14 protein-coding genes are annotated in these 17,042 nt (G+C 72.6%); 9 read left to right on the forward strand and 5 right to left on the reverse strand.

Going from position 1 to position 17,042, the window contains the following annotated elements; genetic code table 11:
- Positions 1 to 46: 46 nt before the first annotated feature.
- The 4 genes from ACBR40_RS31365 to ACBR40_RS31380 all read right to left on the reverse strand — a co-directional run bounded on the left by ACBR40_RS31365 (position 47) and on the right by ACBR40_RS31380 (position 6,360).
- On the reverse strand, positions 47 to 2,161 hold the full coding sequence (locus ACBR40_RS31365; protein WP_371251085.1) for an acetate--CoA ligase family protein: 2,115 nt from the start codon (positions 2,159 to 2,161) through the stop codon (positions 47 to 49).
- On the reverse strand, positions 2,162 to 3,385 hold the full coding sequence (frc, locus tag ACBR40_RS31370) for a formyl-CoA transferase (protein WP_344204767.1): 1,224 nt from the start codon (positions 3,383 to 3,385) through the stop codon (positions 2,162 to 2,164).
- A 42-nt stretch (positions 3,386 to 3,427) separates the two neighbouring features.
- Positions 3,428 to 5,098: a thiamine pyrophosphate-binding protein gene (locus ACBR40_RS31375; protein ID WP_344204768.1), complete on the reverse strand. Its 1,671-nt coding sequence runs from the start codon at positions 5,096 to 5,098 to the stop codon at positions 3,428 to 3,430.
- Between the two features lie 92 nt (positions 5,099 to 5,190).
- Positions 5,191 to 6,360 carry a molybdopterin molybdotransferase MoeA gene (locus ACBR40_RS31380; protein ID WP_371251086.1) on the reverse strand — a complete coding sequence of 390 codons (1,170 nt, stop codon included), beginning with the start codon at positions 6,358 to 6,360 and terminating at the stop codon, positions 5,191 to 5,193.
- A 75-nt stretch (positions 6,361 to 6,435) separates the two neighbouring features.
- Here ACBR40_RS31380 and ACBR40_RS31385 point away from each other — a divergent pair, with 75 nt between their 5' ends.
- The 9 genes from ACBR40_RS31385 (at position 6,436) to ACBR40_RS31425 (ending at position 16,121) form a co-directional block, all read left to right on the forward strand.
- The gene (locus ACBR40_RS31385; RefSeq protein ID WP_344205290.1) at positions 6,436 to 7,413 is read left to right on the forward strand and encodes a 2-dehydropantoate 2-reductase; all 978 of its coding nucleotides are present in this window, start codon (positions 6,436 to 6,438) and stop codon (positions 7,411 to 7,413) included.
- Positions 7,414 to 7,451: 38 nt separating this feature from the next.
- Positions 7,452 to 9,353 (forward strand): molybdopterin-dependent oxidoreductase, encoded by a 1,902-nt coding sequence (locus ACBR40_RS31390; protein WP_364451318.1) that lies wholly within the window; start codon positions 7,452 to 7,454, stop codon positions 9,351 to 9,353.
- Positions 9,354 to 9,356: 3 nt separating this feature from the next.
- Positions 9,357 to 11,174: an NAD(P)H-dependent oxidoreductase subunit E gene (locus ACBR40_RS31395; RefSeq protein ID WP_371251087.1), complete on the forward strand. Its 1,818-nt coding sequence runs from the start codon at positions 9,357 to 9,359 to the stop codon at positions 11,172 to 11,174.
- Complete coding sequence (locus ACBR40_RS31400) at positions 11,171 to 12,013, forward strand: 2Fe-2S iron-sulfur cluster-binding protein (RefSeq protein WP_371251088.1); 843 nt, start codon at positions 11,171 to 11,173, stop codon at positions 12,011 to 12,013. Before ACBR40_RS31395 ends, ACBR40_RS31400 begins: the two co-directional genes overlap by 4 nt.
- Before the next feature lie 11 nt (positions 12,014 to 12,024).
- Entirely contained in the window at positions 12,025 to 12,834 is an 810-nt protein-coding gene (fdhD, locus tag ACBR40_RS31405; RefSeq protein WP_371251089.1) for a formate dehydrogenase accessory sulfurtransferase FdhD, read from the forward strand.
- Between the two features lie 311 nt (positions 12,835 to 13,145).
- On the forward strand, positions 13,146 to 14,087 hold the full coding sequence (locus ACBR40_RS31410; protein ID WP_371251090.1) for a metal ABC transporter substrate-binding protein: 942 nt from the start codon (positions 13,146 to 13,148) through the stop codon (positions 14,085 to 14,087).
- Positions 14,084 to 14,863, forward strand: coding sequence for a metal ABC transporter ATP-binding protein (locus tag ACBR40_RS31415; RefSeq protein WP_344204778.1), 780 nt, complete (start codon positions 14,084 to 14,086; stop codon positions 14,861 to 14,863). Before ACBR40_RS31410 ends, ACBR40_RS31415 begins: the two co-directional genes overlap by 4 nt.
- Positions 14,863 to 15,732, forward strand: a complete 870-nt coding sequence (locus ACBR40_RS31420) for a metal ABC transporter permease (protein ID WP_344205292.1) — start codon at positions 14,863 to 14,865, stop codon at positions 15,730 to 15,732. Before ACBR40_RS31415 ends, ACBR40_RS31420 begins: the two co-directional genes overlap by 1 nt.
- Entirely contained in the window at positions 15,729 to 16,121 is a 393-nt protein-coding gene (locus tag ACBR40_RS31425) for a transcriptional repressor (protein ID WP_344204779.1), read from the forward strand. The genes ACBR40_RS31420 and ACBR40_RS31425 overlap by 4 nt, the downstream gene beginning before the upstream one ends.
- Here ACBR40_RS31425 and ACBR40_RS31430 read toward each other — a convergent pair.
- Entirely contained in the window at positions 16,058 to 16,960 is a 903-nt protein-coding gene (locus tag ACBR40_RS31430) for a DMT family transporter (protein ID WP_371251091.1), read from the reverse strand. The two genes, ACBR40_RS31425 and ACBR40_RS31430, sit on opposite strands and share 64 nt — an antisense overlap.
- Positions 16,961 to 17,042: the final 82 nt, after the last annotated feature.

The following is a 17,042-nucleotide window of genomic DNA, read 5'->3' on the forward strand; positions in this document are numbered from 1 at the left end:
GTGCGCCCCGATCTAGCCCCCTCGCCTCGTCCTGCTCCGCCTGGCTCTAGCGCAGCAGTCCGGCGGCCCTCGCCCAGCGGTACTTGGCGCCGAGGACCGCGACGGGCTTCTCCGTCGTGTACGGGTACGCGACCACGCCGTGCTCGAACAGGTACTCGCTGGCCTCCTCAACCTCCGTGTCCCCGGCCAGGGACGCCACGACGGGCTTGACGTTGCCCTTCTCCCTCTCCTCCGCCACCACCCGCGCGACGAGCTCGGCGAAGACCATCGGCGGCGTCACGATCGTGTGCCAGTAGCCGAGGACGAGCGCGTGGACGCGGTCGTCGCCGAGGCCGAGGCGGATCGTGTTCTCGTAGGTCGCGGGCGGTTCGCCGCCGGTGATGTCGATGGGGTTGCCGGCCGCGCCGAACGGCGGGATGTAGGCGCGGAAGGCGGCGTCGAGGTCGGGCGGGATCTCCATGAGCGTCAGCCCGGCGTCCACGCAGGCGTCGGAGAGCAGCACGCCGGAGCCGCCCGCCCCGGTGATGATGACGACGTTCTCGCCTTGGGGCGCGGGCATGAGGGGCAGCGCGCGGGCGTACTCCAGCATGTCGTTGAGCCCGGGGGCGCGGACCACGCCGGCCTGGCGGAGGATGTCGTCGTAGACCTTGTCGTCGCCGGCCAGCGCGCCGGTGTGCGAGCCCGCGGCCCGCGCGCCCATCGCGGTGCGCCCGGCCTTGAGCACGATGACCGGCTTCTGCCGGACCACGCGGCGGGCCGCGTCGACGAAGCCGCGCCCGTCCTTGAGGTCCTCCAGGTGCATGGCCACGGCCTTGGTGTTGTCGTCCTGCTCGAAGAAGGTGAGCAGGTCGTCCTCGTCCACGTCGGCCTTGTTGCCGACGCCGACGATGGCGGACACGCCCATCCTGGTCGTACGGCTGAAGCCCAGGATGGCCATCCCGATGCCGCCGCTCTGCGAGGTCAGCGCGACGCTGCCGCGCACGTCGTAGGGGGTGCAGAAGGTCGCGCAGAGGTTCTCGGGCGTGTAGTAGTAGCCGTAGATGTTGGGGCCGAGCATGCGCACGCCGTGCCGCCTGGCGATCTCGACGATCTCCTGCTGCCCCTCGACGTTGCCGGTCTCGGCGAACCCGGACGGGATCATCACCGCCCCGGCCACGCCCTTCTCCCCCACCTCCTCCAGCGCGGCGGCGACGAACTTGGCGGGGATGGCGAAGACCGCCACGTCCACCTCGCCGGGCACGTCGGCGACGCTCTTGTACGCCGGCAGCCCCATGATCTCGTCGGCCTTCGGGTTGATCGGCAGGATCCGGCCCCGGTAGCCGCCGTCGATGAGGTTGCGCATGACCGAGTTGCCGATCTTGCCGGTCTCGGCGGAGGCGCCGATGACGGCGACGGAACGCGGCCGGAAGATCCGCGTCATCTGCCGCAGGATCTCTTCCCTGGGCAGCCGGGTGACCTCCTCCGGCCGGTCGCCGACGATGATCCGCACGTCGGCGGCCACGGCTCCCCTGGCGTCGGCGAAGACCGGGTTGAGGTCCACCTCGACGATCTCGGGATGGTCGGTGACCAGCCGGCCGACGCGCTCGATCAGCGCGGCCAGCGCCGCCCGGTCCACGGGCTCGGCCCCGCGCGCGCCGCGCAGCACCTCGGCCGCCCGGATGTCGTCGAGCATCGCGAGCGCGTCGTCGCCCGAGACCGGGGCGAGCCGGAAGGTCACGTCCTTCAGCACCTCGACCAGGACGCCGCCGAGCCCGAACGCGACGACCTTGCCGAACGTCGGGTCGGTGACCGCGCCCACGATCACCTCCAGGCCGCCGCCGACGAGCTGCTGCACCTGGACGCCGTCGATCCTGGCGTCAGGGGCGTGCGCGCGGGCGTTGGCGAGGATGGTGTCGTAGCCCTGGCGTACCTCCTCGGGGGTCCGCAGGCCGACCAGCACGCCGCCCGCGTCCGTCTTGTGCAGGATGTCCGGTGAGACGATCTTCAGGACGACCGGGAGCCCGATCTTCCCCGCGAGCTCCGCCGCCTCCTCCGCCGAGCCGGCCAGCCCCTCGCCGGGGGTGGCGATGCCGTACGCCTCGCACAGCAGCCGGCCCTCGGGAGCGGTCAGCGCGGCGCGCCCCTCGGCGCGGGCCCGCTCGATGACGTGCCTGGGATCCATTCAGATGACTCCGTTCGCCTTGAGCTCGGCCAGCTCCTCGGTGCCGACGCCGAGCCGGCCGTAGATCTCCTCGTTGTGCTCGCCGAGCAGGGGCGGGGTGCGGACCTCCACCGGCGAGTCGGACAGCTGCAACGGGCTGGCGACGGTGACGAAGTCGCCGCGCTCGGGGTGCGGGACCGTGACGACGATGCCCTCCTCGCGCAGGCTCTCGTCCTCCACCAGCTCCCGGGTGGACAGGATCGGCCCGCACGGGATGTTCGCGGCGTTGAGCCGGTCCAGGACCGTCCACTTGTCGTGGCGGATCGTCCACTCCTCGATGAGCTGGAACATCTTGTCCAGCTTGGACAGGCGGGCCTCCGGCGTCGCCCACTCGGGGTCGTCGGCCAGCTCGGGCCGGCCGATGATGCCCGAGAGCGGCTGCCAGCCCACCGGCTGGACGATCACGTAGATGTAGTCGTTCGGGCCGCCGGGCGCGCAGCGCACCGCCCAGCCCGGCTGGCCGCCGCCGCTCGCGTTGCCCGAGCGCGGCACCTCGTCGCCGAACGTCCTGTTGGGGTACTCACGCAGCGGGCCGTGCGCGAGGCGCTGCTGGTCGCGGAGCTTGACGCGGCACAGGTTCAGCACGGCGTGCTGCATGGCCACCTGCACGCGCTGCCCGCGCCCGGTCCGCTCGCGCTGGTAGAGGGCGGCCAGGATGCCGGACACCGCGTGGATGCCGGTGCCCGAGTCGCCGATCTGGGCGCCGGTCGCGAGTGGCGGGCCGTCCTCGAAGCCGGTGGTGCTCATCGAGCCGCCCATCGCCTGGGCGATCACCTCGTACGCCTTGAACTTCGCGTACCGGCCGGCGCCGAAGCCCTTGATCGAGGCGTAGATCAGGCGCGGGTTGAGCTCCTGGAGCCGCTCCCACGGGAAGCCCATGCGGTCCACCGCGCCCGGCCCGAAGTTCTCCACCAGGACGTCGGCGTCCTTCACCAGCTCGGTGAAGAGCTGCTTGCCGCGCTCGCTCTTCATGTTGAGCGTGATGCTGCGCTTGTTGCAGTTGAGCATCGTGAAGTAGAGGCTGTCGACGCCGGGCACGTCGCGCAGTTGCTGCCGGGTGATGTCGCCGGTGGGGGCCTCCAGCTTGACCACGTCCGCGCCGAGCCAGGCGAGCAGCTGGGTGCACGACGGGCCGGACTGCACGTGCGTCATGTCGAGGATGCGGACGCCTTCGAGAGCCTTCATCGTCTGACCGCCCTTCGCGGGTGCGCCGTCACTTGTGCGCCGTCACTTGTACATGGTCTGGTTCATGGTTCCGGGGGCGTAGACCTCCGGATCGACCCAGACGTTGATGAGGGCGGGCTTGCCGGACTCGCGCGCCCGCTCCAGCGCGGGGCGGATCTCGGCCGGGTCGCGCACCTCCTCGCCGTGGCCGCCGAGGAGCTTGGCGAAGTCGCCGTAACGGATGTCGCCGAGGGTGTTGCCGACGCGGGCGCGGTCCTCGCCGTACTTCGCGGCCTGGCCGTACCTGATCTGGTTCATCGAGGAGTTGTTGCCGACGATCCCGATGAACGGCAGGTCGAAGCGGACCATCGTCTCGAAGTCCCAGCCGGTGAGGCTGAAGGCGCCGTCGCCGAACAGGCACAGCACCTCCTTGTCCGGCCGGGCCTTCTTGGCCGCCATCGCGAAGGCCATGCCGACGCCGAGCGTGCCGAGCGGGCCCGGGTCCATCCAGTGGCCGGGCGACTTGGGCTGCACGACCTGGCCGGAGAAGGTCACGATGTCGCCGCCGTCGCCGATGTAGATGGTGTCCTCGGTGAGGAACTCGTTGATCTCGTGGACCAGCCGGTACGGGTCGATCGGCCGGGCGTCGGAGTGCTGGCGGGGCAGGCGCTTCTCGTAGGCCGCGGTCTCGACCGCGCGCAGCTCGTCCATCCACGCCTTGCGCTTGGCGGCGGCGTCGCCGATCCGCCCGCTCGCGGCCTGCGCCGCCGCCGACAGCACGAGACCGGCGTCGCCGACGATGCCGAGGTCGATGTCGCGGTTCTTGCCCACCGTGCGGTAGTCGAGGTCGATCTGGACGACGGTCGCCGACGGGGACAGCCGCTTGCCGTAGCCCATCCGGAAGTCGAACGGGGTGCCGACGATGATGATGAGGTCGGCCTCGGTGAAGGCGTAGCGGCGGCTGAGCTGGAAGTGGTGGGGGTCGCCGGGCGGCAGGGTGCCGCGGCCGGAGCCGTTCATGTAGGCCGGCACGTTGAGCGCCCGGACGAAGTCGATGGCCGCGTCGGTGGCCCGGCAGGTCCAGACCTGGCTGCCGAGCAGGATGCACGGCTTCTCGGCGTGGGCCAGCAGGTCGGCCAGCCGCTCGACGGCCTCCGGGTCGCCCTGCTGGCGGGTGGAGGCCCGGTAGTGGCCCGCCTTCGGGATGCGGGCCCTGTCCAGGGGCACCTTCGCGTCCAGCACGTCACGCGGGATCTCCAGGAACGACGGCCCCGGAGCGCCGTGGTAGCACTCGCGGAAGGCCATCGACACGAGGTCGGCCACCCGTTCGGTGCTCGGCACCGTGGCGGCGAACTTCGTGATCGGGGCCATCATGTCCACGTGCGGCAGGTCCTGCAGTGAGCCCATCTTGTGCTGGCTCAGCGCGCCCTGGCCGCCGATGAGCAGCATCGGGCTCTCCGCCCTGAAGGCGTTGGCCACACCGGTCACCGCGTCGGTCGTGCCGGGGCCGGCGGTGACGACCGCGCAGCCGGGCCGGCCGGTGATGCGGGAGTGCCCGTCGGCGGCGTGTGCGGCGACCTGCTCGTGGCGTACGTCGATGACCTCGATGCCCTCATCGACGCAGCCGTCGTAGATGTCGATGATGTGGCCGCCGCAGAGCGTGTAGATCACGTCCACGCCCTCGGCCTTGAGCGCCTTGGCCACGAGATGACCGCCAGAGATCGTTTCCGACATTCCCTGCCACCCTTCGGAGAGCGCTGTCTTCCGCATACTGCATACCGTATGAAGGCAATGGTTACTCTCTCCCGATCGGCCTGTCCAGCCCCTCAGGGCAACTCGATCAGCTCCACCGGTTCGCCGTCCCAGCCCGGAGAGACCACCGCCAGGGCGTCCGCCAGGGCGGCACCCCAGAGGGATCCCGGCCGGTCATGGCCCACCGGAGCCACGCCTTCCGGCGTGCGGCGGACCGGCACGAGGCGGGTGTCGCGGGGGTGCGCGCGCACGTGGCCGCCCAGCGTGCCGGTCTCGCGGGTGACGGGCGTCCCGGTCAGCCCGCGCAGGGCGGGGACGAGCAGCGTGAGTGCCGCGCCGAGGGCGGCGAACGGGTTGCCGGGCAACCCGGCCACGAGCGGGCCGTGCGGCAGCCGCGCCAGCGCCTGCGGATGGCCCGGCCGGACCGCGACCCCGTCCACGAGCACGTCGGCGCCGAGGGCGGCGAGCACGCCTCGCAGATGGTCGGCGGGGCCCTTCGACGAGGCGCCGCACACCACCACGACGTCCGCTCCCCTTCCCGACAGGGCGGCGTGGAGGGCGGACGGGCCGTCCGGGAGGTGGACGGTGTCGGTGACCCGGCCGCCCGCCCACTCGACCAGGCCGGGCAGGAACGGTCCGATGGCGTCGCGGACGCGGCCCGGGCCGGGACGCCCCTTGTGCACCACCTCGTCCCCGGTGATCAGCACCAGGACACCGGGGCGGGGCCGTACGAGGAGGTCGTCGTGCCCGAGCGCGGCGGCCAGCCCGAGCGCGACCGGCGTCACCGGCGCGCCCGCCTCCAGCACCACGGCCCCCTCGGGGATGTCCTCGCCGCGCCGCCGGATGTGCCGGCCGGGCTCCACGGCCCCGTCCACGGTCCCGGCGCCCGCCACGGCGCGCTCGTACGGCACCACCGCCACCGCCCCCGCCGGCACCGGCGCCCCGGTGGCGATCTCCACGGCCTCCCCCGCCGCCAGCGGGCCGGCATGGGCCCGGCCCCCCGCGAGCACCCGCCCGACGAGCCGCCAGGGCCCGTCACCGGCCACGGCGTAGCCGTCCATCGCGGAGACGTCCACGCCGGGCACCGCCACCAGGGCCCGCAGCGGCCCGGCCAGCCGGCATCCGAGCGCCTCGGCCGCCGGCACCGGCACGGCTCCGAGCGGCTTCACGCTCCCGGCCGCGACACCTCGCGCGGCCTCCCATGACATCGCGTCCACCACTGGATCATGCCGCACAACCGTCATCCGCAAGCTCCTTGACCCGCGTTTTTCCATACTGTATACCGAATGCAAATCCGACGCGAGAACGGAGCGCGCAGCATGAAGGTCGCTGTTCTTGGCGCCGGCGCCATCGGCGCGTACGTGGGAGCCGCCCTCCACCGGGCGGGAGCCGAGGTGCACCTGATCGCCCGCGGCGAGCACCTCCAGGCCATCCGCCGCGCCGGTGTGCGGGTGCTGTCCCCCCGGGGCGACTTCACCGCCCACCCCCACGCCACCGACGACCCCACGGAGGTCGGGCCGGTGGACCACGTCTTCCTGGGCCTCAAGGCGAACAGCTACGCCGCGGCGGGCCCCATGATCGCGCCACTCCTGCACGCGTCCACGAGCATCATCGCCGCGCAGAACGGCATCCCCTGGTGGTACTTCCACCGGCTCAAGGGCCCCTACGAGGGCTACCGCATCGAGAGCGTCGACCCCGGCGGCGCGGTCACGGCCGCGCTGCCCCTGCACCGGGCCGTCGGCTGCGTCGTGTACGCGGCCACCGAGATCGAGAGCCCCGGCGTCATCCGCCACCTGGAGGGCACCCGGTTCTCCATCGGCGAGCCGAGCGGGCTGCTCACCGACCGGTGCCGGACCTTCAGCGAGGCCGCCGTCGAGGGCGGGCTGAAATGCCCCGTCGAGCGCGACCTGCGCCGCGACGTGTGGATCAAGCTCATGGGCAACATCGCCTTCAACCCGATCAGCGCGCTCGCCCGCGCCACGATGGCCGGCATCTGCCGCCACGACGGGGCGCGCGAGCTGGTCGTGGCCATGATGCGGGAGACGGTGGAGGTGGCGGGGCGGGTCGGCTGCGACCCCGGCGTCTCCATCGAGCGCCGGCTGCGGGGCGCGGAGAAGGCCGGCGAGCACAAGACCTCCACGCTCCAGGACCTGGAGAAGGGCAAGCCGCTGGAGCTGGACGTGCTCCTCGCGGCGGTGGTCGAGCTGGCCGACCTGACCGGCGCGGACGTCCCGACGCTGCGGGCGATCCACGCCGTGAGCGACCTGCTGAACGCGAACCTTGTCCGCGCGGTGTAGCTCCGAATACCGTAGCCTGTATACAGAATGGAGGGATCATGAGCTATGACCGCCTGACCCGTCCACTGGTGCGCGAGAACGGCGTGCTGCGCGAGGCGACCTGGGAGGAAGCGCTGGACCGCGCGGCCGAGGGCTTCCGCCGCAACGTCGCCGAGCACGGCCCCGACTGCTTCGCGATGTTGTCGTGCGCCCGCTCCACCAACGAGATGAACTACGTCGGGCAGAAGTTCACCCGCGTGGTCATCGGCACCAACAACGTGGACTCCTGCAACCGCACCTGCCACGCCCCCAGCGTGGCGGGGCTCTCCGCCGTGTTCGGCAGCGGCGGCGGCACCTCCTCCTACCAGGAGGTCGAGGACACCGACGTGATCGTCATGTGGGGGTCGGCGGCCCGCAACGCCCATCCGATCTTCTTCCAGCACGTGCTGAAGGGCATCAGGAACGGCGCCAGGATGTTCGCCGTGGACCCGCGCCGCACCGGCACGGCCCAGTGGGCCGACCTGTGGCTCGGGCTCAACGTGGGCACCGACATCCCGCTCGCCCACGCCGTCGCCCGCGAGATCATCCACGCCGGGCTGCACAACGAGGCGTTCATCGAGCGGGCCACCGTGGGCTTCGCCGAGTTCAAGGAGTGCGTCGAGCCCTGGACGCTCACGACCGCCGAGCAGGTCACCGGCGTGCCGGCCGCGGCGATCAGGGAGCTGGCGCACGCGTACGCCCGCGCCGACCGCGCCCAGCTCTGCTGGACGCTCGGCATCACCGAGCACCACAACGCCACCGACAACGTCCGGGCCCTCATCAACCTGGCCCTGCTGACCGGCCACGTCGGCCGCTACGGCTCCGGCCTGTCGCCGCTGCGCGGCCAGAACAACGTGCAGGGCGGCGGCGACATGGGCGCGATCCCCAACCGGCTGCCCGGCTTCCAGGACATCCTCGACCCGGACCTGCGGGCCCGCTTCGAGAGCGCGTGGGGCGCCCCCATCCAGCCCCGCTACGGGCTCAACCTCACCCAGATGCTGGAGGCCATGGCCGAGGGCGAGGTCACCACCTGCTACCTCATCGGCGAGAACCCTGTGCAGTCCGAGGCCGACTCCCTCGCCTGCGCCAAGCGCCTGGCCATGCTCGACCACCTGGTGGTCCAGGACATCTTCCTCACCAAGACCGCCCAGATGGCCGACGTCGTGCTGCCGGCCAGCGCCGCCTGGTGCGAGGCCGAGGGCACGTTCACCAACAGCGAGCGGCGGGTGCAACGGGTCCGCAAGGCGCTCGAACCGCCGGGCGAGGCCCGCGACGACATCTGGATCCTCTGCGAGCTGGCCCGCCGGCTCGGCCACGACTGGGCCTACGACGGCGCCGAGGAGGTCTGGAACGAGCTGCGCTCCCTGTCGCCGCAGCACCGCGGCATGAGCTACCAGCGGCTGACCGAGCTGCAGGGCATCCAGTGGCCGTGCCCGTCGGAGGACGCGCTGGAGCCGCCGTACCTGCACGGGCGGCTCTGGGAGAGCGACCCGGAGCGGCGGGGCGCGCCGGCGCCGTTCGCGGTGCTGGAGCACTCGCCGCCGGTGGACCTGCTGGACGAGGAGTATCCGCTGCGGCTGACCACCGGCCGCCGCCTCGACTCCTACAACACCGGCGTGCAGTCGTCCGGGTTCGCCTCGCCGCTGCGCCGGGGCGAGACCGTCGAGCTGTGCCCCGAGGACGCCGAACGGCTCGGCGTCGCGGCCGGCGAGGACGTACGGATCACCTCGCGGCGCGGCTCGGTCGTCGCGCCCGTCTTCATCGACCCGGCGCTGCGGCCCGGCCTGGTGTTCATGACCTTCCACTTCCCCGACGACGTGGACGTCAACTCGCTGACCATCGAGGCCACCTGCCCGATCGCGGGCACGGCCGAGTTCAAGGCGGCCGCGGTCCGCGTCGAGAAGCTCGTCAAGGCCGGGTGAGGCATGGACATCCGATTCCGCGACGCAGAACCGTCCGACGAGGAGCGCGCGGCCGTCGACGCCGTGCTCGGCCCGCCCGCCACCGGCTGGGAGGGCGGCGCCAGGTCCGCGGCCGACCTGCGCTTCGCCGCCCGCGCCGAGCCTCGGCGCGACCTGCTGCTGCCCGCCCTGCACGCGGTCAACGACCGGGTGGGCTGGATCAGCGAGGGCGCGCTCGACTACGTCTGCCGGCGGCTGACCGTGCCGCCCGCGGAGGCGTACGGGGTGGCGACGTTCTACTCGCTGTTCTCGCTGCGGCCGCGCCCGGCGCGGGTGCTGCACGTGTGCACCGACCTGGCCTGCCAGGCGAAGGGCGGCCGGCGGCTGCGCGAGCAGGTCGAGGAGCGGCTCGGCCCGCCCGGCGAGACCTGGCAGGAGAGCCCCTGCCTCGGCCTGTGCGAACGGGCCCCGGCCGCGCTCGCCCTGGAGGCGGGGACCACGCCGCGCGCCGAGGTGTACGCCCCGGCCGACGCCGACGCCATGGCGAGGACCCCCGCCGACGCGGTCGCCGGCTCCCCCAGCCCCAACGGCAGCGGGCCGCGCCTCGACGTGGCCGGCGACGCCCCCGCCGTGGCCGCCGTGCCGCAGGCCGGCCAGGACGGTCTCATCCTGCTGCGGCGGGCCGGCCTGGCCGACCCCGCGAGCCTCGACGACTACCGCGCCACCGGCGGCTACACGGCGCTCCGCCGCGCCTTCGAGCTCGGCCCCGCCGGGGTGATCCGCGAGGTGCTGGAGTCGGGGCTGGTCGGCAGGGGCGGCGCGGCCTTCCCGACCGGCCGCAAGTGGGACGCCGCCGCCCGCCAGCCCGACCACCCCCACTACCTGGTCTGCAACGCCGACGAGAGCGAGCCGGGCACGTTCAAGGACCGGGTGGTCATGGAGAACGACCCGTACGCGCTGGTCGAGGCCATGACCGTGGCGGCGTGGGCGACCGGCTGCGCCCGGGGCTACCTCTACGTCAGAGGCGAGTACCCGAGGGCGGCCGCCCGCCTGGCGCACGCCATCGCCACCGCCCGCGCCCGCGGCCTGCTCGGCCCCGACATCCTCGGCAAGGGCTTCTCCTTCGACATCGAGCTGCGCCGGGGCGCGGGCGCGTACATCTGCGGCGAGGAGACCGCGATCTTCAACTCCATCGAGGGGCACCGCGGCGAGCCGCGCAGCAAGCCGCCGTTCCCCGTGGAGAAGGGCCTGTTCGGCAAGCCGACCGTGGTCAACAACGTCGAGACGCTGGTCAACGTGCTGCCGATCCTGGAGCGCGGGGCGCGGGCGTACGCGGCGGCCGAGCCCAAGCTGTTCTGCGTCTCCGGCGCGGTGGAACGGCCCGGCGTGTACGAGCTGACGTTCGGCGCGACCCTGCGCGAGCTGCTGGAGCTGGCCGGGACCACCGGCACCACCCGCGCGGTGCTGCTCGGCGGGGCCGCCGGGGCGTTCGTCACAGACCTGGACATCCCGCTCACCTTCGAGGGCACCAGGAACGCGGGCGCCACGCTCGGCTCCGGCGTGGTCCTCGTCATCGACGACACCGTGGACCTCAAACAGCTGCTCCTCCGGATCGCCGAGTTCTTCCGCGACGAGTCCTGCGGCCAGTGCGTGCCCTGCCGGGTGGGCACCGTACGCCAGGAGGAGGCCCTGCACCGGCTGTCGCGGCGGGTCTCGCACGACGACCTGGTGCTGCTGCGCGACGTGGGGCGGACCATGCGCGACGCCTCGATCTGCGGCCTCGGGCAGACCGCGTGGAACGCCGTCGAATCGGCCATCGACCGCCTGGGAGTGTTCGAATGATCCCGCTGCAGCCGCCCCGGCGGCTCATCGACGTACAGATCGACGACGAGACCGTACGCGTGCCGGAGGGCGCCACCATCCTCGACGCCTGCCGGGCGGCGGGCAAGGACGTGCCCACCCTCTGCCACGGCGACACCCTCACCCCGAAGAACGCCTGCCGGGTGTGCGTGGTGGAGGTCGAGGGCGCCCGTACCCTCGCCCCCGCCTGCTCGCGCAAGGCCGAGCCGGGCATGAAGGTCGGCACCGGGACCGAGCGCGCCCGGCACAGCCGCAAGGTGGTGCTGGAGCTGCTCGGCTCCTCCGTGGACATGTCCACGACGCCGCGCGCCGCCGAGTGGAACGCCGAGTACGGCGCCGACCCCGCCAGGTTCGGCGCGGACGCGGCCACCGTCGAGCAGCCCGCCAAGGTGGACAACGACCTCTACGTCCGCGACTACAGCAAGTGCATCCTCTGCTACAAGTGCGTGGACGCCTGCGGCGAGCAGTGGCAGAACACCTTCGCCATCGGCGTCGCCGGCCGGGGCTTCGACGCGACGATCTCCACCGAGTTCGACGCCCCGCTCACCGACTCGGCCTGCGTCTACTGCGGCAACTGCGTCGAGGTCTGCCCGACGGGCGCGCTGTCGTTCAAGACCGAGTTCGACATGCGGGCTGAGGGCACCTGGGACGAGTCACGGCAGAGCGAGACCACCACCATCTGCAGCTACTGCGGCGTCGGCTGCAACCTCACCCTGCACGTCCAGGACAACAAGATCGTCAAGGTGACGTCGCCGCACGACAACCCCGTCACGAAGGGCAACCTCTGCGTGAAGGGCCGCTTCGGGTACGGCTATGTCTAGGGTCCCCGCCCATGTCTAGGGTCACCGTCAAGCGGCGGATCGTCCGCGTCAAGGACCGGGCCAGGCTGCCGGCCGTCGACTCGCTCGCCGCCGAGGAGCCGCTGGAGATCCGGCTCGACGGCACCCCGCTGACCGTCACCATGCGCACGCCCGGCGACGACTTCGACCTCGCCGCCGGCTTCCTCGTCAGCGAGGGGGCCGTCGGCGCGCCCGGCGAGATCGCCACCATCCGCTACTGCGCGGGCGCCACCGTGGACGGCGGCAACACCTACAACGTGCTCGACGTACGGCTCGCCCCCGGCGTGCCCGCGCCCGAGCCGCGCAACTTCTACACCACCTCCTCCTGCGGCGTGTGCGGCAAGGCGTCACTGGAGGCGGTGCGCACCGTCGCCCGCTGGAGCGCCGCCGACGACCCCGTCACGCTGCGGCCCGCCACGGTGACGAGCCTGCCCGACCGGCTGCGGGCCGCCCAGCGCGTCTTCGACCGGACCGGCGGCCTGCACGCCGCCGGCCTGTTCACCGCCGACGGCGACCCCCTGTGCGTGCGCGAGGACGTCGGCCGGCACAACGCGGTCGACAAGCTCCTCGGCTGGGCACTGCGCGAAGGACGGCTGCCGCTGCGCGGCTGCGTGCTCATGGTGTCCGGGCGGGCGTCGTTCGAGCTGGTGCAGAAGGCGGTGATGGGCGGGGTGCCGGTGCTCGCCGCCGTCTCGGCGCCGTCGTCGCTGGCCGTCGAACTCGCCGCCGAGGAGGGGCTGACGCTGATCGGGTTCCTGCGCGGAAACTCGATGAACGTCTACACGGGTGAAGGGCGTGTCTAATGGCCCGCGCTCCGCGCGGGCGGCTCGGTCGCTCAGATCCGTCGCCTTCCCTTGTCGCTACGGTCGCTTCGCTCCCTGCGCTCCTCAGTCCAGGCGACGGCGCTCCCTCGCAAACCCCTGGCGCGCAGCGCCACCAATCCCGTACGCGCGCAGCGCCCCTCAATCCCATACGCGCAGCGCCCCTCAATCCCCTGTGCGCAGCGCCACCGATCCCGTGCGCGCGGCGCGCCCCAATCCTCTACGCGCCTTCGTAGCTGCGTCCGGGGGACAGATTTTGACAACCGTTTTCATTTTGGCGCATACTGACTCCCATGATGTCAGGATTTTCCCGGCTGGGTGCGCTCGGTCTGTTGACCGCCGGCGCCCTGCTCAGCGCCACGGCCTGCGGCGGCGGTTCCGGTGTGTCCGAGGTCGGCGCGACCTCCGACGGCAAGCCCGAAGTGGTCGCCGCCTTCTATCCGTTGCAATGGCTGACCGAGCAGGTCGGGGGATCCGACGTCCAGGTGACCGGCCTCACCGCCCCAGGCGTCGAGCCGCACGACCTGGAGCTGGGCATCCAGCAGGTCACCGACCTCCAGAACGCCGCGCTCACCGTCTACGTCAAGGGCGTCCAGCCGGCCGTGGACGACGCCGTCGACCAGGAGAAGAGCTTCGACGCCGCCACCGCCGTCACCACGATCCCCGCCGGCGAAGGCCACGAGCACGAGCACGAGGGCGAGGAGGAGCACGGCCACGACGAGGTGGGCTACGACCCGCACCTCTGGCTCGACCCGTCCCGCATGGCCACCGTCGCCGGCAAGCTCGGCGAGCGCCTGGCCGCCGCCGACGCCGCGCACGCCCAGGCGTACCGGGATCGCGCCGCGAAGACGGCCGCCGCCCTGACCACGCTCGACCAGGAGTTCACCAAGGGCCTGACCACCTGCCGGTCCAGGACGATGGTGACGGCGCACGAGGCGTTCGGCTATCTGGCCGACCGCTACAAGCTGAAGCAGGTGGGCATCACCCTCGACCCCGAGACCGAGCCGTCCCCCGCGCGCCTGTCGGAGGTGGCCAAGCTCGCCAGGGCCGAGGGCGTGACCACGATCTTCACCGAGGCCCTGGTGAGCCCGAAGGTGGCCGAGGTGCTGGCGAACGAGGTCGGCGCGAAGACCGCCGTGCTCGACCCGCTGGAGAGCAAGCCCTCCGGTGACTACGTCTCCGCCATGCGCGATAACCTCAAGACTCTTCAAACAGCACTGGGGTGTACGGCATGAGCGAGACGGCCTTCGCGATGACCGGCGGCCGGGTCGCCTACGACGGCAAGCCGATCCTCCGGGGGATCGACCTGACCGTTCACACAGGCGAGGTCGTCGCACTCCTGGGGGCCAACGGCTCGGGCAAGTCGACGCTGGTACGCGCCCTGCTCGGGCTCACGCCGCTCTCGGGCGGCAGCACGCTGATCTACGGCCGGCCACCTTCGCGCTTCCGCGACTGGTGGCGCATCGGCTACGTCCCGCAGCGCCTCCAGGTCGGCGGCGGCGTGCCCGCCACCGTGCGCGAGGTCGTCGCCTCGGGCCGCATCGCCCGCCAGCGCCGCCTGCGCCGCACCAGCGCGGCCGACCGGGCGGCGGTGGCCGCGGCGCTGGAGGCCGTCCGCCTGACCGACCGCGCGGGCGACCCCGTCCAGTCGCTGTCGGGCGGCCAGCAGCAGCGGGTGCTCATCGCCCGCGCGCTGGCGGGTGAGCCGGACACGTACGTGATGGACGAGCCCACCGCGGGCGTCGACGCCGGGACGCAGCACCTGCTCGCCGACACGCTGGCCGGGCTGGTGCTCGGCGGCAAGACCGTGGTGCTGGTCGCGCACGAGTTGGGCCCGCTGGAGCCGGTCATCACGCGCGGCGTCGTCATCGGCGGCGGCCGCATCGCGCACGACGGGCCGCCGCCGCGTCCCGAGGGCGAGTGCGCGCGGCCGGGGCACGAGCACCAGCATCCGCACGCCGCCGAGCCGGTGGCCGGGCCGCTGACCGGGTGGCAGGGGGAACCAAGGTGATCTTCGAACTGCTGGGCGAGCAGCTCTTCCAGCTCGCGCTCGTCGCGGCGCTGCTGGTGGGGCTGTGCGCGCCCGCCGTCGGCACGTTCATCGTGCAGCGGCGGCTCGCGCTGCTCGGTGACGGCATCGGGCACGTGGCGCTGACCGGCGTGGCGCTCGGCTTCCTGACCGGCACGGCGCCGGTGCTGACCGCCGTGCTCGTCTCCGTCGTCGGTGCGGTGGCCATCGAGCTCGTACGCGCGCGCGGACGCACCAGCGGCGACGTGGCGCTGGCGCTGCTGTTCTACGGCGGCATCGCGGGCGGCGTCATGCTCATGGCCGTCGCGCCCGGCGGCAGCAACGCCAAGCTCAACTCCTACCTGTTCGGCGCCATCGCGAGCGTCACCCCGGCCGACATCTGGGTCATCGCCGCGCTGGCCGTGGCCGTGATCGGCGTGGTCGTGATCTTCGGCAGGGAGCTGTTCGTGCTCTGCCAGGACGAGGAGATGGCCCGCGCGAGCGGCCTGCCGGTGCGCTTCCTCAGCCTGCTGATCGCGGTCACGGCCGCGCTGACCGTCGTCATCGCCATGCGGGTGGTCGGGCTGCTGCTGGTCAGCGCGCTGATGGTGATCCCGGTGGCGACGAGTCAGCAGCTCACGCGCGGTTTCCGCGCCACGATGGCGACGGCGATGGTGTTCGGGGTGCTGGCCTCGGTGGGCGGGCTGCTCGCCTCCACCGTGTCCCCGAAGGTGCCGCCGGGCGCCTCGATCGTGCTCATCGCTCTCGCCGGCTTCGTCCTGGCCCTCGCTGTCGGTAAATTCGTACGCCGAGGCCGGAGCGACGAGGAGTCCAGAGTGGGTCCAACAATGCGCGTCGAGGAGGTCGCATGACGACAAGACGCGACGCCGTGCACGACACCCTTCGTCAGAGCGAGGGGTTCCGCAGCGCGCAGGACGTCTACGCGGAGATGCGCCTGCACGGCGCCAAGATCGGCCTGACCACCGTCTACCGTGCGCTGCAGGCGCTGGCCGACAACGGTCAGGTCGACGTGCTGCGCACCGACGACGGCGAGTCCGTCTACCGGGCCTGCGCCAGCGAGGTCCATCACCACCACCTCGTCTGCCGCAAGTGCGGGCGCACGGTCGAGGTGGCCGGTCCCGCGGTCGAGCGCTGGGCCGAGGCCGTGGGCAGCGAGCACGGCTTCACCGAGATCACTCACACGGTGGAGGTGTTCGGCACCTGCGCGTCCTGTTCGCCGTCCGCGCCGCCCGCCGGCTGAGCGCCGCGGCGCGAGCCCCACAGCACGCCGAGCACGATCACCGCGCATCCGGCGAGCTGCCAGGGCGAGGGCCGCTCGCCGAGCGCCACCGCCGACAGCGCCACGGTCGTCAGGGGCTGCACGAGCAGCAGCAGCGCGGTGAGCGCGGCCGGTTGCCGCGGCAGCGTGAACGTGATGAGCGACCACCCCAGCACCTGCGGCCCGAGCGCGAGCAGCAGCAGCCAGCCGTGCGCGGGCCAGCTCGGGGCGAGGTCCGCGCCGCCGAAGGCGGGGCTGAGCGCGGCGATCGCCACCGTGGCCACGACGGTGGCGTGCGCGAGCGGCCCGGCCGCACGGTCCGAGCCGCCCTTCATGAGCAGCAGGAACGCCGCGTACGACACCGATGTGGCCACCCCGGCGAGCACCCCCATGACGGGGTCGTCGCCGTACGCCGCGCTGTCGAACACCCCGGAGATCAGCACCACGCCGCCGAACACCACCGGCGTCGCCACCACGAGCCGCCTCGACGGCCGCTCCCCGAACACCGCCCAGGCCGCGAACGCCACCAGGAACACCTGCAGGTTGCCCAGCACGGTCGCGAGTCCCGCGCCGACGTACGCGATGGCGTGGTGCCAGAACAGCAGGTCGAACGCGAACGTCAGGCCCGCCGCCCAGGCGAGCAGCACCGCCCGGCGCGGCAGCGGGCCGTGCCTGCGCCGCTCCAGCCAGGCCAGCGCCAGCATGGGCGGGATCGCGTACGCGCAGCGGAACAACGCCGACGTCGCCGGCGACACCTCGGCCAGCCGGACCAGCGGCGCGGAGGTGGAGATGACGAGCGCGCCGACGATCGCGATGATCACGATACGACGGTGTGCCCCCATGAAAACCCCCGTGGCCGCAGTAAGAGATACAGTTCGACCACGCTAGGATCCGGCGCGGACA

This window comes from Nonomuraea sp. AD125B (assembly GCF_041402765.1).
Classification (GTDB): Bacteria; Actinomycetota; Actinomycetes; order Streptosporangiales; family Streptosporangiaceae; genus Nonomuraea; species Nonomuraea bangladeshensis.